We start from the raw sequence: 23,108 nt of genomic DNA, 5'->3' as shown, positions 1-23,108 counted from the left end.
TGATAATTCATAATCAGGTCCTTTGTAAACGTTATATATATTTGCAATAAAATTCGCATATATTTAATAATATTTGTATATATACGTTTACATAGCAATATTCATGCCAAAAATTATTAAATTTAAAATAATGATAAACCATAAAACTCCTTGAAAAACAAAATATTTTCAAGGAGTTTTATTAGCTTCTCATATTTATTTCGATTCATTTACTGCAAATTCTTCAAATGCTTTGAGGAATTTTTCAACATGACATTTTTCATGTTTTACACTTAAAAATACAGCTTCAAATTGAGACGGTGCAATATTTATTCCATTCTTTATCATACATTCAAAGTATCTGTTGAATCTCTCAACATTACAAGTCTTCACATCATCATAAGTTCTTACTTTTTCAATATCAGTGAAAAATATTGTAAACATTCCTCCAACTCTGTTTATAGCAACTGGAATATTATATCTAATTGAAATTTCCTTTATTCCATCTTCCAGCATAGTTCCTATTTCCTCAATGTGATTATACCAGTTTAAGTTATTCTTAAGTTTTTTTAATGTGGCAAGACCTGCTGCCATTACTATTGGATTTCCTGACATTGTCCCCGCTTGATACACTCCTCCAAGAGGTGCTAATTGTTCCATTATTTCTCTTCTTCCTGCATATGCACCACAAGGAAGTCCTCCACCCATAATCTTTGCATATGTTACTAAATCAGGATTTACATCAAAAAGACTCTGCGCACCTTTAAATGCAACTCTAAATCCATTCATTACTTCATCAAAAATCAGCAACGAACCATATTTATCACATAATTTTCTAAGTGTTTTCATAAAATCTTCTTCTGCTTTTATTACTCCCATATTCCCTGCTACTGGTTCTATGATAACACATGCAATTTCATTTCCATACTTCTCAAATAATTCTGTAACTTGCTCTTTATCATTATATATTCCTATGAGAGTATTTTCTATGGCACCTTCTGGAACACCTAGAGAACCTGGAATTCCATTAGTCATTACTCCCGAACCTGCTTCTATTAAAAATCCATCAAAATGTCCATGATAACATCCTGCAAATTTAACTATCTTATTTCTCTTTGTATATCCCCTTGCAAGTTTGACTGCACTCATTGTAGCTTCTGTACCTGAATTAACCATTCTTATCATATCAATATTATCTAAATTATCACACATGAATTTTCCAAGTTCCAATTCAAGTTTTGTTGGTGCCCCAAATGCTAATGCCTCACTACTTGTTTCTTGTATCGCTTTTACAACATCTTCATCACAATGTCCAAGAATTAATGGGCCCCATGCAAGTACAAAATCTATATATTCATTTTCATCTTCATCTTTTATTATTACACCCTTGCCAGACTTTATTATTGGAGGATTCATATTTATTCCCTTAAAACATCTTACAGGACTGTTTACTCCTCCTGGCATATATTTTTGTGATTCAATAAAAATCTGTTCATTACTCATTATTTTTCCTCCTGCTTATAATATTTTCAATTGAAAATATACAATTGAAAATGAATGATGAAATCTTGGCTTGATTTCTTTTTATTATGTAACTTTGTATTAAAATATATATGATAATTTTTCATATTTAATATAAACATCAAAAATAACTCAGTATATACAGAAATTGTCTGAACACACAAAATAATTCAGACAACTTCATTGTTTCTATAATATATTTATTACCTAATCCTACTATCTATTATTTAATATTTTTGATGCTTCAAGTGCATGATAAGTTATTATTATATCAGCACCAGCTCTTTTTATTGATGTAAGAATTTCCATCATAACTCTTTCTTCATCTATAAGTCCAGCCTTTCCAGCTGCCTTTACCATTGAATACTCGCCACTTACATTGTATGCTGCTAATGGCATATCAAAACTATTCCTGCATTCTCTTATAACATCTAGATAAGAAAGAGCAGGCTTAACCATTATTATATCGCATCCTTCATCAATGTCCATCTGAGTTTCCCTTATTGCTTCCATTCTATTTGCAGGATCCATTTGATATGTTTTTCTGTCTCCAAATTGTGGTGCAGAATCTGCTGCTTCTCTGAATGGTCCATAAAATGCAGAGCAATATTTTGCAGAATAGCTCATTATACTTACTTTTCTAAATCCATTTTCATCAAGGGCTTTTCTCATTGAACCTATTCTTCCATCCATCATATCAGAAGGTGCAACCATGTCAGCCCCTGCTTTTGCATGAGATACTGCTATTTTATCTAAATATTTTAATGTTTCATCATTATCTACATCATGTCCATGTAATATTCCACAATGACCATGAGATGTATATTCACACATACATACATCTGTTATTACCAATAAATTTTCATCTAATTCTTTTATTTTTCTAACTGCCTGCTGTACTATTCCATTATCATTATAAGCTTCACTTCCGCATTCATCTTTATGATCTGGTATTCCAAAAAGTAATAATCCTGCAATATCTGCTTTTTGTGCTTCTTCTACAACTTCATTTAATCTATCTACAGAATAATGATAATTCCCAGGCATTGAAGAAATTTCTTTCTTTATGTTTTCACCTTCAACTATAAATATAGGATAAATAAAATCCTTTGAATTAAGTTCTGTTTCTCTTACCATATCTCTGATTGCAGCATTTGCTCTCAGTCTTCGTCCTCTTTTCAACATAACTATTTTTATTCCTCCAAATCCATTAATTTATATAAAGCATTTCTATTTTTTAACAATATGAGTTATATTCTATAAAAAACAATATCTTTCTATTTATATAAAATCAACTTTATTATGGCTAACACGCCTACTCCAGAGATAACGTTATTTATTGTCAATCATTTTTACTATTTCTTTTAAAAATCCTTCTTCTGAATGTTCAGTACACATATCTGCCTTTATTCCAATTTCATTAAGAGCTTTATTTGTTTTAGGTCCAATTGCAACAACATGTTTTTCTTTAACTGACTCTTTTCCAACCATATCAATAAGGTTATGTACTGTTGATGGACTTGTAAAAAACACCACATCAACTTCATCAAAAGCTTTTTTATTTCTTACTTTTCCCTTTACCGTATTATAAATAAATACTCTTTCAACATCTGCTCCAGCTTCTTTTAGTTTTTCTGCCACATCTATATTTGCAATAGATGAACAAGGTATTAGAACTTTATCATTTTTATTAATATGAGGTTTTAAAGCTTCAACTAAACCTTCACCAACAAATTCACGTGCTTTTTCAAAACATACAATTCCTCTAGATTCAAGGCTTTTCCATGTAGCTTTTCCAATAGCTGAAATTTTTGCATTTAATCTTCTTATATCATACTCCTTTTTAATAAGATAATCAAAGAATACATTAACACTATTTGTAGACGTAAATACAATATGTTCATATTCACATAACCTATCAATATACTCATCAAGATTTTCAGGTGAAGGTTCTATTTTAATTGCACTTATTGATGTAACCTCAGCTCCCATATCTCTTAGTTTGTCTCTTAATGAAGCACCTTGCTTCTGTGATCTTGTTATGCATATATTAATTCCAAAAAGAGGTTTATTTTCATACCAACTAAGTTTTTCATTTAATGTTACAACTTCACCAACAACAATTATACAGGGTGATTTGAGACCTGCATTTTCAACTTTTTCAACTATATTTTTTAAATTACCTATGACTTTTTTTTGTTTACTGCATGTTCCTCTCATTATTACACCACAAGGAGTTTCCGGATTCTTCCCATTTTTAATCAGTTCATCAACTATATTCTTTAAACTGCTAAGTCCCATCATAAATACAACAGTTCCTTCTTCCATAGCTAATGCCTTAAAATTTACATTTAAATTTTTAGATGACATTCCAGTTACTACATGAAAACTTTGAGCTATTCCTCTATGTGTTATAGGTATACCTGCATAATTTAAAACTGAAATAGGTGAAGTGATTCCAGGAATAACTTCAAACTCTATATTTTTTTCTATAAGTGCAAGGACTTCTTCTCCACCTCTTCCGAAAACATAAGGGTCTCCACCTTTTATTCTTCCTACAATATGTCCTTCTTCTGCCAGTCTTACAATCATTTCATTTATCTCTTCCTGAGTTTTATAATGTGCTCCTGGTTCTTTTCCACAATAATATACTACACAGTCATCATTGAGGTAATTCAATATATTGTTTGAAACAAGTCTATCATATAATACTGCTGTACATTTTTTTAAACATTTTACTGCTTTTACTGTTAATAACTCTTCATCTTCAGGACCTGTTCCTATTATATAAACTTTACTCATAGATAATTTTCTCCTAATAAATTTATTTGATATTTTACACCGACTTTAATATTTTTTCTGCAAGTTTCTTTCCTAATTCAATATAGTTAGATTTATTTCCTGTAATATCCTTTTTTACTATGTTTCCATTTAGTTCATATATACCAATCATATATAACTCATCATCATTAACTTCACTATATGCGCCAATAAGACTGTGACAGTCTCCATTAAGTTCTTTCATAAAGCTTCTTTCTGCTTCTACTGTAAGTCTTGCTTCACTATTATCCAGCTTCTTGAAATACTTCGAATTTTCCCTTTCTTTTACACATTCAATTCCTATTGCACCTTGTGATACTGCTGGAAGAAATTCCTTTGGATCAAAATATTCTGTTATCATATTATCTAAATTCAGCCTATGAATTCCTGCTGCTGCAAGTACTATTCCATCAAGATTTTCACTTTCCATCTTAGCAAGTCTTGTTTGTACATTTCCCCTTATAGATACTATTTCAATGTCACTTCTCAACATTTTTAATTGTGCAGCTCTTCTTATGCTGCTCGTTCCAATTTTAGCTCCATATCTCAATTCTCTAAATGAAATATTATCCTTTGATATTAAAACATCACGTACATCTTCTCTTTCTGCAATTGCTGCTATTTCAAATTCACTGCTTAATTCATAAGGTACATCTTTCATGCTATGAACTGCTCCATCTGCTTTCCCTTCTAAAAGAGCTTTTTCTATGTCTTTAACAAAAAGTCCTTTTCCTCCTATCTTATTTAATGAAACATCAAGTTTTCTATCTCCTTCTGTAACTATAAGCAGCTTTTCACTATCTATATCCAATTTCTTTTTTAAGTTATCCATAATTATTTCAGTCTGAACCTGAGCCAGTTTACTCTTTCTAGTTGCAAGTATCAATCTATTCATAAAAATATCCTCCAATATTTAAATAAGCCCATCTACAATTTCTTTAGAAAATCTGCTTTTTATACTTTCAATTCCTTTCCCCATATCAAATTCTTTTTTAAACTCATCACTAAAAAGAAATTCTATTATTTCTTTTTTATGTTCTGGAATAGATTTTGCTTTATTTCTAATCTTTGTTGTAAAATCTATATATTCATCATAATCAGCAAGTATCTCTTTTATATTATCAGCTGCCCATACAGCTCCTCTAGGATTACCTCTTTTTGTATTTAATGCAATATTAATATTTTTTGAGTTTCTTTCAACAGGTACAACTGCCATTCCCTCTGAAAATTCAGTGCAGTCTATATATATTTTATAATTTTCTTTACAATATTTTACTATATCTTTTTTTATTTTTACATCATTCAGTGCAATTATTATTACATGTTTATCTTTTAAAAAATCACAGTAAAAATCTTTATCAATAAGTACAAGATTATCATTTGTTTTTGAAAGTTCTTCAATTTCTCTTGAAAATTTTTTTGCTAAAATTTCTACATAACATTTATTATTTACAAAATGTCTGGCTTTTATTGAACCTGCTTTTCCGCCACCTATAATGCCTATTCTAAGTTTTCTAGAAAAAAATGAAATGAAGGAATAGTCTGCTACTTCACTTTGAATATCTTTTCTAATATCTCTATGCATTTACTTTCACATCCTTTTAATGTTTCTTCCTTTAAAACTTTTATCGCTCTATTTACATAAAAATCAGAAGCACTTTTTATCAAAACTTCTGCCAGCTCAGCATCTTTTTTGTCTTTACACTTATTCTTAAAAGTAATGCTTCTCTTCTCATATACATCATTTCCAACTTCTTTCAGCCTCTTTATTTCAGGAATAACTTTTCTAACTTTCTTCCATTCATTAAATTCCGTTAGATATTTATTTAATATATATCTGTTTTCATTCATTCTTTCAATTCTAAGTTTTTTGTTTTCATCATTTAGTACACTTATTTTGTCTATGTTATATACTTCTGCTCTATCTATATTTTCTATTTCTTTGTCAACATCTCTTGGAACTGCTAAATCATAAATATACAGCTTTCTCCCAGATTTTTTTATATCATTATGTGATATAACAATATGAGGTGCAGATGTACATGATATTATACAATCAACTTCATCTATATATCTATCCTTTTCTTCAAATGTAATCACCTTAACTCGTTCATCTTGAATTTCATTTTTAATATTAATATTCCTCACAACAAGATAAACACATTTACTTTTATGTGAAAGAAGATATTTCATTACAAGATGTCCAACATCTCCATATCCAATAAGCATGAATTTCAAACATCCTTTTTTTATACTTTCATTTACAGCTATAGAAGCTGATGATACTGGAATATCGTAAAGTCTTGCTTCATTTTTGAACCTTTTTCCACAAGTAACAGCTTCTTGAAAAAGTCTGTGAAGTTCCATATTGACTGAATTGTATTTACATGCTTCTTCATATGCATTTTTAATCTGACCAAGTATCTGATCTTCTCCAGTTATCTTTGAATGAAAACCACAGCAGACTTCAAATAAATGTCTGCAGGATTCCTCTTCATTTGCCAAAAACACGTATTCTCTCAATGAATAATTCCATTCCAAAATATCAAAAATCTCTTTTAATAGTTCTTCTTTCTCAAAAAAATCATTAAAATAAATTTCTGTTCTATTACAGGTTGATAAAATTACTACTTCTTTAAAAATTTCTAATAGTTTTTCTGTAAATATCCTGCACTTTTTAGGTTTTAATACAAGTTTTTCTCTTATCTCTAAAGGCGTATTTTTTTTAATTCCTATTAATCCTATCACAACTCATCACCTCTACAGTTATTCTAATAGTACTTTCTAGATAAAAAACATCTCCTATAAAATTGTATTTAAAATAAATGTGAGGTATTTTATAACTAAAATACTTCACAATACAAATTTTTAATGAGCTGTACACTATCATCTATTTTTTCATTTTATTGAAGTCATATTATTTTCAAAATTATAGTAAATAAAACAAGATTAAATATATTTTCTTAATTCATTCTCCAAATCATTCATCTTTTCTTTACTTTCAAAAGCATCAAAAGGTATTACTATTCCAGGATCATCCTTTGCTGCAATACAAAGGCATTCATTCATATGTATTATTTCAATTATTGATTCAGGTTTTATTGTTGATTTTTCTTTATCTCTTACAATTTTCATAACCTTTCCATCAAATTTAAATTTTACATTTGAATCTATAATATTTCCTCTGTTTTTCAGATTCTTTTTTATTGTTCTTCTTAACTGCATATTGATAAACTTTCCAAAGAAAAGTAAATTCAATATTCCAAAAAGAGCAAATACTCCGGCAAAAGTGAGACCTAATGCAAATTTTCCCTGTTCTTTCATTTTAAATGCTGCAAATACATAAATTACTGCTGCCGCCAAGCATATGATGAGCATAATAATTGATCTTTTCTTTACTGCTTTTTGAAAATCTTCTGCGTTTGTAGCTCTATGCATAGAAAAATCACATACTTGTTTTTCTGTATTTTTATATTTTAATTCAAACATATTTTCCCTCCTGTGTTTTTTTATTTTCAATACTTTTTATTATATAGTTTTTGTTTAGATTTATCTACTTAGATTGTAGAAATGACCACTGAAAATATAAATTTTTTAAAATTATTAATCGATTCTTAAGTAACTTTATGTTTTTTTAATATGATTGACATAATTCTGACACATAATATTTATATAATTATATTTGTAAAGTAGTTAAAGAATTATTATTTACCCCTTTATTAAATAGTAATGACCGTTTTCCTACGGCAGAATGAAAAGAGACTGTAAATTCCCCTAAGTTTACAGTCTCTTTTTATTTGATTTTTATCTTCAAGTTTTAAATGTTATTCACTATAAATTACTCATAAATATTATATTCTACTATAAAATATTCTGTTTAATACCTTTAAAACCGTATTATTAAATACATATATTTATCTATTTTTATTTAAGTAGCAGTTTAAAATTATTTGAGAACTTTCATATCAGCTAAAAAATCAAAAGCAACTCTTTATACATTAATCTAAATCTTTAAAATTTCATCCATGCTTTGTCCATCTGAAGATTCTAAACTTCCGCCAAACAACTTTACAATCGTAGATGCAACATTTATTACATTTCCATTTTCTAGCACCACACCTCTTTCTATATCAGGTCCATATGCAATGAATACTGGTTGAGGTCCCTTTTCTGGAAGATATCCATGAGTTGCATGTCCAAATTTATAATCTGTTGTATCTAAAGGTGAAACAAGAGGTCTGTTCCAGTCATTTCCGAAAGTTGTAAATCCATCAGTTTCAATCACAAAAGAAAAATCTCCACTTAAATGTTCCTTTTCTTTTATCTCTTCTGCTGTAAAAACTTCTTCAATTCCATAAACCTGTTCATCTCTTAATGAGCATAATAATTTGTATACCTTATCTTCTATCTCTTTATCTTGAGTATCTTTTAAGTATACCTGTGCTGACATTGCAGCTGAATGTACATACGCCTTCCAGTCTGTAATTTTTCCATTTTCATCAGTTTCTATAAGACCAGCTTCTTTAAGAATGACATTTGGATTGACAACTCTTGTGATATTCATCTGTCCATGATCACTTAATATTATAAAATTAGTTTCTTCAAAAACTCCTGCATTTTTAGTTGCAGTTATAATCTGTTCTAACTGTTTTTCTACAACATTCAATTCCTCAGTTACTGCACTTGAGAATACTCCAGTCTTATGTCGCATTCCATCTATATTAGCTGGATGTATGGCAATCACATCAGGTTTATACCTTCTTATTATTTCACATGCACAATTTATACAAAAAATATCTGAGCCGGGATGGGTACTTACATCCAACCCATCACAATATTTTTTCACCACATTTTCATAGACTTCTTCAGAAGTTCCTGCATCAGAAAATAATTTATGAACATCTGCTTTTTTATCAAGAGAACAATACTCATTTATTAAATAATCTATACTTTTATGATTTCCTGTTACAGGCCAGTATACTGCTGCTGTAGTTTTTCCTGCCTTTTTTGCAGAATCAAATATATCCTCTACTTTTATTGATTTTCTATTCCAATTCCAGTCACTCGCGATTTGTCCTACATGAAATTCCTCATTATTTATTACCCCATGCTTTTCTGGATATGTTCCTGTTATAAGAGTTGAATGAACGGGATATGTAACTGTAGGATAAATTGATCTCATTCTATTTACCCTTGAGCCTCCATCTAAAATCTCTTTAAAAAATGGTTTCTTCTCCAATTCCTGCAAATCCTCATACACAAGTGCATCTACTGAAAAAATTATTAGTCTGTTACTCATTTTTCTGCCTCCAAAACAATTCCACTATAATTTTCTTGTACTATTTACTAAGAACATCATTAATATCTTTATCCAATTTTTCAAGTTCTGTATTTATATCAGCATTTTGTAGAAAGATACGTTCTTCACTTTCTTTTAAAAGCTTGAGCACTTCAGAACAATATACTGTCTTAGGACGTCCTACTGCATATTGAAGCTGATCTACAGCCACCTTAAACTGTGGTTGTTCTTTATAAAGGTTCTGTATTATATCTGTATCTACTGCTGATTTTCTTGTTGGGAGATATCCAGTATTTCTGCTTGCTTCAGCTGTTCTTTCTGTTGATGTCATAAATTTTATAAATTCCCATGCTGCCTGTTTCTTTTCTTCTGGAAGCCCACTCACCATATACATATTACATCCGCCAGTAGGAACACCATAATTATCTCCAGCTGGCATGAATGCTGTATTTAATTCAAATCCACTTTCTTTTGCTACCTGAAGGTTATATGTTAAATCAGCTGTTGATGAATAGAACATTGCACATTTTTGATTTTTAAAATCAATTTTCTTCTTATCATTTCCTTCATCTGTTCCGTTTAAAATCTTTATAATTCCTTCATCATTCATTTTCTTTAATTGTTTTAATCCTCTTGCCATTTCTTCAGTATTTACATTTGATTTAGTATCATTGTCTTTTAAAACAGATCCTCCAACTTGAGCTAAATTAGCTTCTGTAAACCATGTATCTACTGGATAAACCATACCTACTGCATCATCTTTAGTTAAAGCTCTGCAGTATTGTTCAAGTTCGTCCCAGTTTTTAGGTCCAGCTGGATCTAACCCTGCATTTTTAAGCATAGTTGCATTCATATAAAGAATTGGAGTACTTCTCAAATATGGAAGTGCATATAATTTATCATCAATATATGAATTTTTCATGAGCCCTTCATGAAAATCATCGAAATTAATATCATCTTTTTCAACAAAAGGAGTCAAATCTTCAACAACACCACTCTTTACCATTTCAGGTATTGATGCTATTTCTGTAATTGTAACATCTGGTGCTTCATTAGCTGTAAATGCAGCTTTTGTTTTTGCTTTTATTTCATCGTAGTTTCCTTGATACTCAGCTGTTACATGGATCTTATCCTGTGATTCATTAAATTCCTTTACAAGAGCTTCATTATTTTCACCAATTTTATCTTTAAATGTGTACCAGTATGTAAGCTCTATTACTCCATTATTTTGAGAACTTTCTGCATTTGCACTGTTCCCACATCCAGTAATAAGCATAGATATTCCAATCATTCCAACTAACATAATTGATAAAAATTTTTTTTTCATCTTTTCTCCTCATCTTTCTATCTTAAAATATTATTCATATATACATGCTGAAACATAATCAATTTACAATTCTAATTGACAATATACAATTGACAATCTACAATGAATGATGAAGTTTTTATGCAATTTTTTTGATATTTCTATTATTATTCATACATACTTTCCCATTCATTGTATTTGTTATAGTGTATACGTTGAAATTTAAATAATAAATAGATGAAATTACAGCATATAAATTAAATTTTCAGTTAATTGATTCAAACTCACTATTTTTCTCCTATATATGTAAATGCCTCTATTATATGTTTTTGTGCAAAAAAGAATACAATCAATATAGGTACAATAAGCAACATATTGGCAGCCATTAGAACATTATATGATATTCCTCCATCAACTTTGCTTATTCCTGCAATTCCAACTGGAAGAGTCCTCATTATATCTTTTGTTGTAAGAACAAGAGGCCAGAAATAGTCATTCCAAGTACTTATAAAAGTTAAAAGTCCTAAAGTTATAAGAGTAGGCTTTGCAATAGGAAGCATTATTTTAAACATTATCTTCAGTTCACTTGCATCATCAAGCCTTGCGGCTTCAAGAAGTTCTTGTGGAACCTGCATAAATGCCTGTCTTAACATAAATATTCCAAATGCACTGCTTGCAAATGGCACAATCAATGACATATATGTATTTACCATTTTATATTTACTGAACATTATAAATATAGGTAAAAAAACGAGCTGAGCTGGAATCATCATTGTTGACATTATTACTCCAAAACTTAAATTTTTACCTAAGAATTTGTATCTTGCAAATGCAAATGCTGCTGGAATTATTGTTACGAACTGTAATACTAGAATTGAAATTGTTATTATAATACTGTTTTTTGTATATTGAAGAAATGGTCCTGAATTTAAAGCCTTTGTGAAGTTTTCAAAATTGATTTTTTCTGCAAAGAACGTAGGTGGGAATGTTAATGTTTCTGATAATGATTTGACTGATGTAAGAACCATCCAATAAAATGGTATGAAAAATACTGCAAAAATTATTATACTCATAAAAATTCTCGGCAAACTGGACGCCCAGTTTTTAATTAAACTCATATCTATTTCTTTGAAAAATTTTTCTTTAGAATTATATATTGATGTGCTTTTTCTTATATCCATAAACTAATCACTCCTATGCTACCTATAATGGACTTTTCTGCTGAGCATTTTGAAGTATATTATTGTCAATACTCCTATTATTGCAAATAGTACAACTCCTGCTGCAGATGCATATCCAATTTTATTCAATTTAAATCCATATTCATAAATATAATAAACAAGTGTATTGGTTGAATTTAAAGGTCCACCTTCTGTAATAAGTGCTATAGGCTCAAAAACCTTAAAAGAGCTTATTATATTCATTATGGTCAAAAAAAACAAGGATGGTGATATCATAGGTAATGTTATTTTGAAGAACACTTTTAGCGGCTTTCCTTCATCAAGCTGAGCTGCTTCATATATATATTGAGGAACTGCTTTTAATGCTGATAATATTACTATTGCATTATATCCAATACTTTTCCATATAGAAATAATACATAATGATAATAATGCAGTTTTTTCATCATGGAGCCAGTTTATACTGTCAATTCCTATAAAACTCAAAAGATAATTTAAAAGTCCATAGTCACTGTCCATTATCCACTTCCATATGAAGGCAACTGATACCATAGAAACTATGTATGGGGCAAAGGTAACACTTTGAAGTATCTTATTTATTTTTGTATTTCTGCTCAAAAACAATGCCATTAATATTCCCAAAATCATAGTTGCACTGACTGTTATGAGCATATATATTACTGAATTCTTTACGACTTTTAAGAATGTTTCATCTTTAAATAAAGCCATAAAATTATCTAATCCAACAAAAGTTTTTACAGGATTTATTAAATCCCATTCATTAAAACTGAGATACCCCATATATAGTATTGGATAAATAGAAAATACGAGAAAAATTACTATTGCTGGAGTAATCATAATATATGGTCTTGTTTTCTTTAAAGTCATCATATTGCTTCCTCATCTTTGAAATTATTTTTATTAACAGAAATACTGCTATCAATTCGTTCTTCATTTTGATCAAAATACATCAAATCACTGTTCTTTACATATATGATTACTTTATCACTTGTAAGTGCATAATCATCATATAATTTCACAACTATATTTCCATATTTAGTAGAAATCTTATATAAAGTTTCAGCTCCAAGCATTTCTTTTGTAACTAATTTCCCTTTAAGTTTAAATACATCATCTGGAACTATATCAACATTGTTTGATATTTTTGCTTTTTCAGGCCTGAATCCAATATATTTAGGATTGTTAGAAAAGTTATACTTAATCATCTTTTCACATTGAAGAACATTCATTGGAGGTGTTCCTATAAACTGAGCTGCAAACTTATTTTTAGGATTATTATACATATCTTTTGGTGAATCCACCTGCTTTATCTTTCCATTTTCTAATAAAACTATAGAATCTCCCATAGACATTGCTTCAACCTGATCATGAGTAACATATACAAAAGTAGCTTTTAGTTTTTTATGGAGTTCTATTAATTCTGCTCTCATTTGATTTCTAAGCTTAGCATCAAGATTTGATAAAGGTTCATCCATTAAAAATACCGCTGGCTTTTTTACCATTGCTCTTGCAAGGGCAACTCTCTGTCTCTGTCCTCCTGATAAATTCTGAGGTTTCTTATCAAGATATTCTTTAAGTCCAACTGTTTCAGCAATTTCTTCTACTGCTTTTTTTATTTCATCTTTAGGAACTTTTTTATTTTTTAAACCGAATTCAATATTTCCTCTTACTGTCATTGTTGGATATAATGCATAATTCTGAAATACCATTGCAATGTTTCTCTTCCCTGGTTCAATTCCATTCATAAGCTTTCCATCAATGTATATTTCTCCACTTGTTTCTTTTTCTAAACCTGCAATCATTCTTAATGTAGTAGATTTTCCACATCCTGATGGACCTACAAGAACTGTAAAACTTCCATCTTCTATTTTTAAATTTAAGTTTTCTATTATGTTTCTTTCTTTGTCATAGCTTTTTTTAATGTTTTTTAAAATAATTTCTCCCAATTTATTTTCCCCCTTCTTTATGTTTTAATTGTATTCCCTCAAATTTAAATTCACATTAATCATAAGTTAAATAATATTAAGCAATTGTTAACTTTTATGTTCTAATTATTGGTGCTAATTCTTAAAATCATTTATTTATATTTGCTATCAAATATTACATATGCAACATTTATTTAATATTATCTGATTTGCTTTTTATATAGCATTTACTTTTATAAGCTGTTGAAATTCTTAGCAAAACATCGCTGTTTTTTCTAAACTAAAAAACTTCAAAATATAATATAGCTGCTCTTTTTATAGACTAATAGGTTCTTATTTGCAGCATAGCTGCTTTTTTTATAGGTGTGTATCTTTTAATATTTTTAGGAAATACTTATATATGTTTCAATTGTCATTTCTACATTGTTAATTACAACATATATTTTAGAAAAAGGACTGATAAATTTATGAGAAAACCTAGACACATTGGTATAATACCTGATGGAAACCGCAGATGGGCTTTATCAAATAATATGACTAAAGACATGGGATACAGCTATGGCATTGATCCAGGACTTAATTTATTTAAACTATGTCAAAAAGAAAAAATTGAAGAAGTCACTTTCTATGGTTTTACTACTGATAATACAAAAAGACCTTCTGAGCAAAAAAAAGCTTTTACAAAAGCATGTATAGATTCAGTTAACTTAATAGCTGAACATAACTGTGAAATCTTAGTTTTGGGAAATACAAATTCATCCTGTTTTCCAAAAGAACTGCTTCCATATACTGAACGTAAAAAATATGGTACAGGAGGAATAAAGGTAAACTTTTTAATAAACTACGGATGGGAATGGGATTTAAATTTATTAAAAAATCCAGCCCTTCCTAAAAACAGCATAATACCATATATTCATTCAAAAGATATTTCAAGGATTAATTTAATAATACGATGGGGTGGACGCAGAAGACTTAGTGGTTTTCTTCCTGTTCAATCTGTATATTCTGATTTTTATGTCCTTGATAATTACTGGCCCTCATTTAAAGAAGAGGATTTTTATAAGGCCCTTGCATGGTATGATAAACAAGATGTAACTCTTGGCGGCTGACAAAAACTTTATACAAGATGAAATTTAACATGACTCGATACTCGATATAAAAATATTCTCTTTAATAAAATTATGCTATAATTACCTTAAACCTGCATAAGCTAAAACACAGCTGACTGCAGACTTCATAATTATAACTTATTATTAATTCATTTAATAATGCAAATTTATATACTGTAATGATAAAAATATTTAAATTGCAATATATATTTGATATAGTTTAAATTTTTAAGGAGATTTTTTTAATGAATAATTTATTATATCTATATCTTGGCATGATAAATCTTATTGGTTTTTTTATAATGTTTATAGATAAAAATCGTGCCATTCATAAACAATGGCGTATCCCAGAAAAAACTCTACTGTTAATTTCATTAATTGGTGGATCTATTGGAATGTACATAGGTATGCAGGTTTTTAGACATAAAACTAAACATTTGAAATTCACAATAGGAATTCCTCTCATATTCATAATTGAAGCAATAACAGCTATATACCTTTTAAAATAGGCATACAGCTGTTATTGTTATGTTTAAACTATTCCTTTTCATCATAAAATTTTGTCTTATAAGTAGTAACACACTCTTATTTATATATGATATGTTGAAACTATAATTTTGTATAATCTAAATCAATAGGATATATTATATGTTGAACTGAAGTCTATATGTTTTTATTTACCTATAGATTATCAAGATTGTATGGAGTATTTTGATATACACAATAATTAAGCCAGTTTCCAAAAACTATATTGGCACTGCCTCTCCATGTCTGGCTTGGTTTTTCCTTTGGATCATTATTTTTAAAATAGTTTTTAGGTATTGCTATTTTTTCACCTTTTTCCAAATCTCTAAAATATTCATCTTTTAAAGTGTTTCTATCATATTCAAGATGACCTGTAATATATACTTTTCTTCTATTATGTGTTGCAACTATAAAGACACCTGCTTCTTTGGATTCAGATAATATTTCCAATTCTTTTACTTTTTCAATATCTTCTCTTCTGACTTCTGTATGTCTTGAATGAGGAGCATTAAATATATCACTCAATCCCCTTGTAAGATCTGCTTTTTCATCATTAACCCAGTGTGGAAATATTCCAAACATTTTTTCAGCCAAATCGTATTTAGGTATATTATGATGATAATAAAGTCCTGCTTGAGCTCCCCAGCATATATGAAGTGTTGAAAATACATTTGTGTTGCTCCATTCCATGATTTTTGTAAGCTCATCCCAATAAGCAACATCTTCAAATTTCATCTGTTCAACTGGTGCCCCTGTTATTATTAACCCATCAAACTTTTCATCTTTCACTTCATCAAAATAACTGTAAAATCTCTCCAAATGCTCTAATGGTGTATTATGAGATGTATAGCTCTTAGTCTGTATTAATTTTATCTCTACCTGAAGCGGTGTATTTGATAAATATCTTAAGAGCTGATTTTCAGTAACTATTTTTTTAGGCATCAAATTAAGGATTGCAATCTTTAAAGGTCTTATATCCTGTGTATCTGCTCTTTCATTATTCATTACAAATATATTATCCTCACTTAAAACTTTAAATGCTGGTAATTCTCTAGGAATTTTTATTGGCATTCCTAATTCCCCCTTTTTTTATATGCTTAGTGCGTTATGATGCATTATTTATCATTATATCTCAAACTTTACCTTAATATCAACTTATTGTTTTATCCTTCCTAAAATGTATATTGTTTCTTGCATCTCATAAATCTTTTATTTACTATTAAATAAATTTTAAATATATTTGTTGATATTTTAATATTATCTTTTTTGCTCTTTTAATAGATTCTTTTATTTGAACAAAATTTTTTTGATATTTTTTAATCGCACTAAAATAGCTGGTTTAATTTCCAATTACTATACTTTAGATTTATGATATACTTACCTTAATATACATAAAAAGGGGGTATACATCATGGTAGTGCAGCAAAATATAATGAGTGCTTATGTAGGAACTTATACAAATGGTAACAGCAAAGGAATATATAGAATAAATTTTAATATTTCTTCTCACAAAACAGAACATATTAATTTAGCATATGAAATTGAAAATCCAACATATCTTACTGTTGATCCTGAAAGACATGTGCTTTATTCTACATGCAAAATAAATGATAAAGCTGGGGTTATATCATTTAAATACTGGCATGAACAGGACAAACTAAATTTAATAAATTATAACTTATGCGAAACAAAACAGCCATGCCATGTAAGCATCTGTGAAAGCAATCATATACTTCTTTCTTCAAATTATCATGAAAATAAATTAATCGCATATAACACTTTAGAAGGCTTAATATTAAACTATCCTTCTGTAGCAACTTATAAGCCTTTTCATAATGATAAAATAAAAAATCCACATTTTCATTGTGCAATGTTCACTTTTGATAATGAATATATTTTATCAGCACAGCTCGGACTTGATAGACTTGCTGTATATAAACTTGTAAACAATGAACTGGTTAATAAAACAGATCTTAACTTCAATTTTCCTGAAAAAACTGGTCCTAGACATTTGACTTATTTCGATTCAAATTATATATATGTATTGAGTGAATTATCATCCGAAATATTTGTTTTGAAATATACTCCTTCAAAAGATTCTATTTTAGAAAATGTACAGACTTTAAGCAGTCTTCCAAAAGATTATAAAGGTATAAAAAGTGGCGCTGCTATACGAATTCATCCAAATAATAAATTTCTTTATACATCTGACAGAGGAAACAATTCTATAAGTTTATTTTTGATAAATTCTTCTGATGGAAAATTAAAATTATTGGATACAGTTTCATGTCATGGTAATTCTCCAAGAGATTTTCAGATTGATCCTAGTGGAAAATATCTATTATGTGCAAATGAAAAATCTAATAATATTTCTGTTTTTTCTATAAATTCATCGACAGGATTCCTGAATTTTTTGAATTCCTCAGAAATTCCTTCTCCAACATGTATACAATTTATTTAAAAAAATAATAAATTAAACTGCAGTTTCAAATATTAATCTGACTTCTATAAAACAGTTGTTTAGTCATTAATATTTAACTGCAGTTTTTTATTTTTAATCTCACATAAGAAACCCTTTTCTATTTTTGACATTAATTCTTCTGTTTACTATAATAGAAAAAATAAATGGTGGTGGTATAATTGTAGTACAAAATGGTAAAATTCTTGCTTCTTTAAAACTTGAAATAGGTGGACTTATGACAGGAAGATCTTATGAAGAAATTGATTCTGAATTGAAAAAACTTCATGAAAGCATAAAAATAGTTGCTCCTCATATTAATTTCAATCCATTTTTAACGCTTTCATTTTTATCTCTTCCAGTTATTCCTACAATAAAAATAACAGATAAAGGATTATTTGACGTTGAAAATTTTAAATTTATCAACATTATTGAATAAGCCATTAATCAAAATATAACTGTAATATCTAATTAAATATTACAGTTATATTTTTTAATGTAATCGCTGATTTTTTAATCCATATCATATATTATTTCTGTAATAACTACAGAAAGTTCCTTAAGAAGAGATATTCTTTTTGAAATTCTGCTTGCTATAGGACTATCTATAATGCTTAAGTCAGGTCTTAATGGAAAGTTTGGTATTGTTTCTTCAACTTTAGCTATCTCTCCAGTACTCAATTTTACAAGTGTCCCCTTTGGAAATGGTATTACAATCCTACAAAATACACTTATCAGATAATAATCAAACATTGTTCCTGCATTTGACATTAAATATTCTAAGACATCACTTGGAAACATAGCTCTTTTTCCTGGAAGGTCTGTCGATAAATTATCATATGTATCAGCAATACTTACTATCCTACTCAAATCAATAATGTCCTTTTCCTTAAGTCCATCTGGATATCCAAGTCCATCTGGCCTTTCATGATGCTGCAAAACAATCATTTTGCTTAAACTATTTATGTTATAAGTACTTGATAAATATTTATATCCCAGTCTTGGATGGCTTTTAACCAATTCAAGTTCTTCCTCTGAAAATTCGGTTTCCTTATTCATCATTCTATTTGGAAGAAGTGACTTTCCTATATCATGAATTAAAGCACCTATGCATAATGCTTCTAATTTTTTCTTAGGAAATTTCAAAGCAATTCCTATTGTCATAGATATAACTGCAACATTTACACAATGTGAATATGTATAATTGTTCATGCTTCTTATATCTACTAAAGCTAGAACTACATCTCTCTTATTCAATATATCTTCAATTATGTCTTCTGCCATTTTTCCTATATTGTAAAAATAACTCTGTTCTTGCCATGTATAATCTTTTTCACTATTTCTAAATGGTTGACCATTATTAAGTCTTCCTATATTAGAAAAAGCCTCTTTAATAGTTATTACAGCTTTTTGTCTTATTTCAGGTTTTATAATATCCTCTATTTCTTCTCTACTATATTTATCTACTATATAAATCGATAGAATATTTATTTCTTTTATTTTAGCTATAGTATTTTCTCTTAACACAACACCTGCCCTTAAAAGAAGTCTCCCATCTATATCATATATAGTTTTTCCTAATACAGTATTTGGTCTGACACTTTCAATCGGAACCAGCCTCATAGCTGCTATTCCCCCCTAATCAAATATAATTATAATTTTCCCAAAATACCCAAATTATAATATATATTTCAAAATAATATTTTTATATAACATTTTATTTGTTATAAATTTAATATTTTTATACTAAAATACTTTTTCAAAGTTTTTCCGTATACATATTTATTATAATCGTGTCTTTTTTTGTTATTTTAATAGGCAAAGCCCAACTTTTTTAAATATGATTTTACAAATAATAAAAAAGCATTTTCTCTGCACTTAACTTTATCACGTCTAAAATTATCAACTCATTCATATTACTAAACCTTAACCAAAAAAGATTGTGTGTCTCTGTTCTTTTCCAAAACTCTCTACAGTTTCTCCAAAAAATATAATTTTCTATAAAATAAGCACCTGCTATTAAACAGATGCCTAAAAATAAAAATTTTAATTATTAAGAATAAATTTTTCAACTACATGAGCAATTCCATCATTATCATTAGAAAGAGTTATATAATCTGCTGCTTTCTTAACATCTTCAGTTGCATTTTCCATGGCAACTCCAAGTCCTGCATATTTAATCATTGATAAATCATTTCCAGCATCTCCACATGCAATTATTTCTTCTTGCTTTATTCCTAAGTATTCTCCAAGCTTCTTTAACCCTTTTCCTTTATCTACTTCTTTATTAGTAAATTCTAAGAAAAATGGTGCACTTTTAAATACACTATATTTACCATAAAGGTCCTTTGGAAGTTTTTCTATGGCCTTATCTAATATCTCCTGTGGATCAATCATCATCACCTTTACAATGTCCTCATCATCTTCAACTTCATTAAAATCCTTAATTGTTGCTTCAATTCCATTCATATCACATTCATGCTGAGTATATTGACTCATTTTAGGAGTTATCAGACCTTCTTTTACAGAAAAAGCATGTATATTAACTCCAAGATCTTTAGATATATTATATAAATGTTTTAAATCTGAACCTTTTAACAAGCTACTGTTTATAACTTCCTCTGTCTTACTGTTGATTACTATACCTCCATTAAAACTTAAAGCATAGTCATCACCTTTCATTAAATCCAATTCCCCTAAAAATTTAGTTATTCCACTTAAAGGTCTTCCTGATGCCAATACAACTTTCACACCTTTTTCTTCTGCTTTCTTCAATGCTTTTTTTGTATTTTCTGTTATCTTCTTCTCAGTATTAAGAAGAGTTCCATCCATGTCTAATGCAATTAATTTATACATCTCTGTCCTCCATATTCTATATTTAATTTTAATTTTTATCATGTTCTCTACTATTTTAGTATATCATGATTTTTTTTCTCTTAATATAGGTTTTCTAAATACAAAAACACTATTTTATTCACTACACATGTAACTAATTGTAATTTTTATTCATATTATGGTTATGTATATATGAAATGTGAGGTAGAACTTATGCTTGAGTCATTGTTACTTGTATTATCTTTATGTATAGATTCCTTTATAGCAAGCATTGCTTATGGAGCTTCTAAAATAAAAATACCTGCAAAATCTATTATAATAATAAATTTAGTATGCACATCAACTTTAGCATGTTCTCTTTTTATAGGTGCTGTTTTTAAAAGTTTCCTTTCTGGAAATCTTCCAACAATACTTGGATTTATTATTCTTATGTTTCTTGGAATTTATAGATTATTTGAATACTTTTTTAAATCATATATTTCCAGACAAATCAAATGTGATTACCCGCTTACTTTTAAATTATTTGATTTTAATTTTATTCTTCAAGTTTATGCAGATGAAACCAAAGCAGATTTTGATAATTCCAAATCCCTTAACTCAAAAGAAGCCTTCTATTTAGCTTTAGCTCTTTCATTAGACAGCCTTGCTGTTGGATTTGGTTCAAGTTTATGTAGCATAAGCTATGTTCAGACATTGACATTGTGTTTCATTATTGGAGTTCTTTGTGTTTTCTTTGGCATGGTATTAGGCAATAAATTCTCAGAAAAATTTCATATTGAATTATCTTGGCTTTCAGGTCTATTGCTCATAATACTTGCAGTAATAAGAATAATAAAATAATTGCTGTTTTTCTTATTTTACTTAATCATATGTCTTTACAGAAATGATATATATGCAGATAATAGTAAACTCTGCAAAACTCGTCTTTAAATTCTGACGAGTTCAAAGAAAAATTCACTTAACAGCTGATATGTAAATTTATTTATATTAATTAAGATACAAATTTACAAAAAGGAACTGTCCTAATAAAAATTAGATTTCAATCTTTATTGGCGGTTCCCCTTATATTTATAAAACATATGATTTTTTATTTATTTTCTTACTCAGTACACTTAATTGTTATTCAATGTTGAAAATCTATCATATTGCTTATCAAGTTCATCAATATCATTTTCTAAAAACCTATTGAAGACCTCTTCATCTATCCTTATATCAAAACTTGGCGATTCAACAAAAGATAGTAATTTTAACACTAATTCATTTATTTCATCACTGCTCACATTATATACTTCCTGAAAAAGAGAAAATATATTCCCTCCTTCGTATGATTTCATTCTTTTTCTTGCAGTAGATAACACCATTGAATATTTATCTCCTCCAAATAAATCCACCTGTTCTTTTATAGAACCATATCCTTTTTTCAACATGTCAATGTATTCATCGATTATTGCATATTTTGAATTTCCAATATTTTTTCTTGACATTATATTCACAAAAACATCGTATGCCTTATCTTTTGTAAGAAGAAATGCTTCCTCCAAAACATCAGTCATTCTAAAGAATGTTTTTCCTTTTACATTTTCATTAGCTTTATTTTCTATATATTCAAGCATTCTTTCTTCAGTATCTGTTAACATAATTACCCTCCATTTATTTTCTATAAATTTAAAATTGTCTCTATTCTTTTAATATCGATATTTTCTTCAAATATTTTAGCAAGCCTGTCATATTCTTTTTCTTTATACTCACTTACCTTTTCAATAAGTTCATCTTCTGAAATTGATATTCCTGAAGAAACTTTAAGTCCATGAACAAATGAATTTATAAATTCTTCAGAATCAAACATACCATGAAGATATGTTCCTGCTATTGTTTTTTCTTCATTGCATACACCTATTATAACTCCATCAGTATCTTTTATAAATGGTATTACTTTTTTCCCTATCTTGCTTATTCCATTATGAATTTCATATCCACTTACAACTTTACCTTCTATTGATTTTATATCTTTCAAATCACATAATATATCAGCTTTTGTCTGCTTTGTTATCTTTGCCTCAGAAAACCTTGTTTTTATATCTAAAAATCCAAAACCCTCTTCCTGACTTATCTTTCCTTCAACTCCAAGT

The 23,108-nt window shown here is 28.5% G+C and carries 20 protein-coding genes and 2 pseudogenes; 5 read left to right on the top strand and 17 right to left on the bottom strand.

Annotation, left to right across the window (positions count from 1 at the left end):
* Positions 1-195: 195 nt before the first annotated feature.
* From hemL to Q0F58_RS08085, 12 genes are all read right to left on the bottom strand, one after another.
* Positions 196-1,482, bottom strand: a complete 1,287-nt coding sequence (hemL, locus tag Q0F58_RS08140) for a glutamate-1-semialdehyde 2,1-aminomutase (RefSeq protein ID WP_294374805.1) — start codon at positions 1,480-1,482, stop codon at positions 196-198.
* A 234-nt stretch (positions 1,483-1,716) separates the two neighbouring features.
* Positions 1,717-2,685 carry a porphobilinogen synthase gene (hemB, locus tag Q0F58_RS08135; RefSeq protein WP_294374804.1) on the bottom strand — a complete coding sequence of 323 codons (969 nt, stop codon included), beginning with the start codon at positions 2,683-2,685 and terminating at the stop codon, positions 1,717-1,719.
* Positions 2,686-2,832: 147 nt separating this feature from the next.
* Positions 2,833-4,302, bottom strand: a complete 1,470-nt coding sequence (gene cobA, locus Q0F58_RS08130) for a uroporphyrinogen-III C-methyltransferase (RefSeq protein WP_294374801.1) — start codon at positions 4,300-4,302, stop codon at positions 2,833-2,835.
* A 34-nt stretch (positions 4,303-4,336) separates the two neighbouring features.
* The gene (hemC, locus tag Q0F58_RS08125; RefSeq protein WP_294374800.1) at positions 4,337-5,215 is read right to left on the bottom strand and encodes a hydroxymethylbilane synthase; all 879 of its coding nucleotides are present in this window, start codon (positions 5,213-5,215) and stop codon (positions 4,337-4,339) included.
* Between the two features lie 18 nt (positions 5,216-5,233).
* Positions 5,234-5,905 carry an NAD(P)-dependent oxidoreductase gene (locus tag Q0F58_RS08120; RefSeq protein WP_294374799.1) on the bottom strand — a complete coding sequence of 224 codons (672 nt, stop codon included), beginning with the start codon at positions 5,903-5,905 and terminating at the stop codon, positions 5,234-5,236.
* Entirely contained in the window at positions 5,866-7,068 is a 1,203-nt protein-coding gene (gene hemA, locus Q0F58_RS08115; RefSeq protein WP_294374797.1) for a glutamyl-tRNA reductase, read from the bottom strand. The genes Q0F58_RS08120 and hemA overlap by 40 nt, the downstream gene beginning before the upstream one ends.
* A gap of 201 nt (positions 7,069-7,269) precedes the next feature.
* Positions 7,270-7,809 (bottom strand): hypothetical protein, encoded by a 540-nt coding sequence (locus Q0F58_RS08110; protein ID WP_294374795.1) that lies wholly within the window; start codon positions 7,807-7,809, stop codon positions 7,270-7,272.
* A 514-nt stretch (positions 7,810-8,323) separates the two neighbouring features.
* Complete coding sequence (locus Q0F58_RS08105) at positions 8,324-9,619, bottom strand: alkaline phosphatase family protein (protein WP_294374792.1); 1,296 nt, start codon at positions 9,617-9,619, stop codon at positions 8,324-8,326.
* 40 nt (positions 9,620-9,659) lie between these two features.
* Positions 9,660-10,946, bottom strand: coding sequence for an ABC transporter substrate-binding protein (locus Q0F58_RS08100; RefSeq protein WP_294374789.1), 1,287 nt, complete (start codon positions 10,944-10,946; stop codon positions 9,660-9,662).
* A gap of 266 nt (positions 10,947-11,212) precedes the next feature.
* Positions 11,213-12,106, bottom strand: a complete 894-nt coding sequence (locus tag Q0F58_RS08095) for a carbohydrate ABC transporter permease (protein ID WP_294374788.1) — start codon at positions 12,104-12,106, stop codon at positions 11,213-11,215.
* A gap of 18 nt (positions 12,107-12,124) precedes the next feature.
* Positions 12,125-12,997 (bottom strand): carbohydrate ABC transporter permease, encoded by an 873-nt coding sequence (locus Q0F58_RS08090; RefSeq protein ID WP_294374787.1) that lies wholly within the window; start codon positions 12,995-12,997, stop codon positions 12,125-12,127.
* On the bottom strand, positions 12,994-14,073 hold the full coding sequence (locus Q0F58_RS08085) for an ABC transporter ATP-binding protein (protein WP_294374785.1): 1,080 nt from the start codon (positions 14,071-14,073) through the stop codon (positions 12,994-12,996). Before Q0F58_RS08085 ends, Q0F58_RS08090 begins: the two co-directional genes overlap by 4 nt.
* 446 nt (positions 14,074-14,519) lie before the next feature.
* Between Q0F58_RS08085 and Q0F58_RS08080 the strand changes: the two genes are divergently transcribed.
* Positions 14,520-15,161 carry an undecaprenyl diphosphate synthase family protein gene (locus Q0F58_RS08080; RefSeq protein WP_294374784.1) on the top strand — a complete coding sequence of 214 codons (642 nt, stop codon included), beginning with the start codon at positions 14,520-14,522 and terminating at the stop codon, positions 15,159-15,161.
* Between the two features lie 245 nt (positions 15,162-15,406).
* Positions 15,407-15,670, top strand: coding sequence for a DUF1294 domain-containing protein (locus tag Q0F58_RS08075; protein WP_294374782.1), 264 nt, complete (start codon positions 15,407-15,409; stop codon positions 15,668-15,670).
* A gap of 172 nt (positions 15,671-15,842) precedes the next feature.
* On the opposite strand, the gene metA is transcribed toward Q0F58_RS08075, so the two are convergent.
* A complete protein-coding gene (gene metA, locus Q0F58_RS08070) occupies positions 15,843-16,757 on the bottom strand; it encodes a homoserine O-succinyltransferase (RefSeq protein ID WP_294374780.1) in 915 nt (304 codons plus the stop codon).
* A gap of 340 nt (positions 16,758-17,097) precedes the next feature.
* Here metA and Q0F58_RS08065 point away from each other — a divergent pair, with 340 nt between their 5' ends.
* Complete coding sequence (locus Q0F58_RS08065) at positions 17,098-18,147, top strand: beta-propeller fold lactonase family protein (protein WP_294374778.1); 1,050 nt, start codon at positions 17,098-17,100, stop codon at positions 18,145-18,147.
* A 151-nt stretch (positions 18,148-18,298) separates the two neighbouring features.
* Positions 18,299-18,583, top strand: a pseudogene (locus Q0F58_RS08060) (adenine deaminase C-terminal domain-containing protein); the annotation flags it as partial.
* Between the two features lie 74 nt (positions 18,584-18,657).
* Here Q0F58_RS08060 and Q0F58_RS08055 read toward each other — a convergent pair.
* Both Q0F58_RS08055 and yidA read right to left on the bottom strand, forming a co-directional pair.
* Positions 18,658-19,767 carry an HD-GYP domain-containing protein gene (locus Q0F58_RS08055; RefSeq protein WP_294374777.1) on the bottom strand — a complete coding sequence of 370 codons (1,110 nt, stop codon included), beginning with the start codon at positions 19,765-19,767 and terminating at the stop codon, positions 18,658-18,660.
* Between the two features lie 423 nt (positions 19,768-20,190).
* Entirely contained in the window at positions 20,191-21,000 is an 810-nt protein-coding gene (yidA, locus tag Q0F58_RS08050; protein ID WP_294374774.1) for a sugar-phosphatase, read from the bottom strand.
* 192 nt (positions 21,001-21,192) lie between these two features.
* On the opposite strand from yidA, the gene ytaF reads away from it, so the two are divergent.
* Positions 21,193-21,819 (top strand): sporulation membrane protein YtaF, encoded by a 627-nt coding sequence (gene ytaF, locus Q0F58_RS08045; RefSeq protein ID WP_294374772.1) that lies wholly within the window; start codon positions 21,193-21,195, stop codon positions 21,817-21,819.
* A 272-nt stretch (positions 21,820-22,091) separates the two neighbouring features.
* Here the strand turns inward: ytaF and Q0F58_RS08040 are convergent, their stop codons facing one another.
* Together Q0F58_RS08040 and Q0F58_RS08035 are read right to left on the bottom strand one after the other, a co-directional pair.
* The gene (locus tag Q0F58_RS08040; protein ID WP_294374769.1) at positions 22,092-22,616 is read right to left on the bottom strand and encodes a hypothetical protein; all 525 of its coding nucleotides are present in this window, start codon (positions 22,614-22,616) and stop codon (positions 22,092-22,094) included.
* Positions 22,617-22,636: 20 nt separating this feature from the next.
* A pseudogene (locus tag Q0F58_RS08035) lies at positions 22,637-23,108 on the bottom strand (cobyric acid synthase CobQ); the annotation flags it as partial.

It is taken from the genome of uncultured Clostridium sp., from assembly GCF_934754915.1.
Lineage (GTDB): Bacteria > Bacillota > Clostridia > Clostridiales > Clostridiaceae > Clostridium.
Note: the sequence above shows the minus strand (reverse complement) of the source record. Positions and strands in the feature narration are given on the sequence as shown.

What these genes read in the sequence shown, in the direction of transcription:
- hemL (WP_294374805.1), bottom strand. Translation starts at nt 1,482, where the DNA reads ATGAGTAATGAACAGATTTTTATTGAATCACAAAAATATATGCCAGGA.
- hemB (WP_294374804.1), bottom strand. Translation starts at nt 2,685, where the DNA reads ATGTTGAAAAGAGGACGAAGACTGAGAGCAAATGCTGCAATCAGAGAT.
- cobA (WP_294374801.1), bottom strand. Translation starts at nt 4,302, where the DNA reads ATGAGTAAAGTTTATATAATAGGAACAGGTCCTGAAGATGAAGAGTTA.
- hemC (WP_294374800.1), bottom strand. Translation starts at nt 5,215, where the DNA reads ATGAATAGATTGATACTTGCAACTAGAAAGAGTAAACTGGCTCAGGTT.
- Q0F58_RS08120 (WP_294374799.1), bottom strand. Translation starts at nt 5,905, where the DNA reads ATGCATAGAGATATTAGAAAAGATATTCAAAGTGAAGTAGCAGACTAT.
- Q0F58_RS08110 (WP_294374795.1), bottom strand. Translation starts at nt 7,809, where the DNA reads ATGTTTGAATTAAAATATAAAAATACAGAAAAACAAGTATGTGATTTT.
- Q0F58_RS08105 (WP_294374792.1), bottom strand. Translation starts at nt 9,619, where the DNA reads ATGAGTAACAGACTAATAATTTTTTCAGTAGATGCACTTGTGTATGAG.
- Q0F58_RS08100 (WP_294374789.1), bottom strand. Translation starts at nt 10,946, where the DNA reads ATGAAAAAAAAATTTTTATCAATTATGTTAGTTGGAATGATTGGAATA.
- Q0F58_RS08095 (WP_294374788.1), bottom strand. Translation starts at nt 12,106, where the DNA reads ATGGATATAAGAAAAAGCACATCAATATATAATTCTAAAGAAAAATTT.
- Q0F58_RS08090 (WP_294374787.1), bottom strand. Translation starts at nt 12,997, where the DNA reads ATGATGACTTTAAAGAAAACAAGACCATATATTATGATTACTCCAGCA.
- Q0F58_RS08080 (WP_294374784.1), top strand. Translation starts at nt 14,520, where the DNA reads ATGAGAAAACCTAGACACATTGGTATAATACCTGATGGAAACCGCAGA.
- Q0F58_RS08075 (WP_294374782.1), top strand. Translation starts at nt 15,407, where the DNA reads ATGAATAATTTATTATATCTATATCTTGGCATGATAAATCTTATTGGT.
- metA (WP_294374780.1), bottom strand. Translation starts at nt 16,757, where the DNA reads ATGCCAATAAAAATTCCTAGAGAATTACCAGCATTTAAAGTTTTAAGT.
- Q0F58_RS08065 (WP_294374778.1), top strand. Translation starts at nt 17,098, where the DNA reads ATGGTAGTGCAGCAAAATATAATGAGTGCTTATGTAGGAACTTATACA.
- Q0F58_RS08055 (WP_294374777.1), bottom strand. Translation starts at nt 19,767, where the DNA reads ATGAGGCTGGTTCCGATTGAAAGTGTCAGACCAAATACTGTATTAGGA.
- yidA (WP_294374774.1), bottom strand. Translation starts at nt 21,000, where the DNA reads ATGTATAAATTAATTGCATTAGACATGGATGGAACTCTTCTTAATACT.
- ytaF (WP_294374772.1), top strand. Translation starts at nt 21,193, where the DNA reads ATGCTTGAGTCATTGTTACTTGTATTATCTTTATGTATAGATTCCTTT.
- Q0F58_RS08040 (WP_294374769.1), bottom strand. Translation starts at nt 22,616, where the DNA reads ATGTTAACAGATACTGAAGAAAGAATGCTTGAATATATAGAAAATAAA.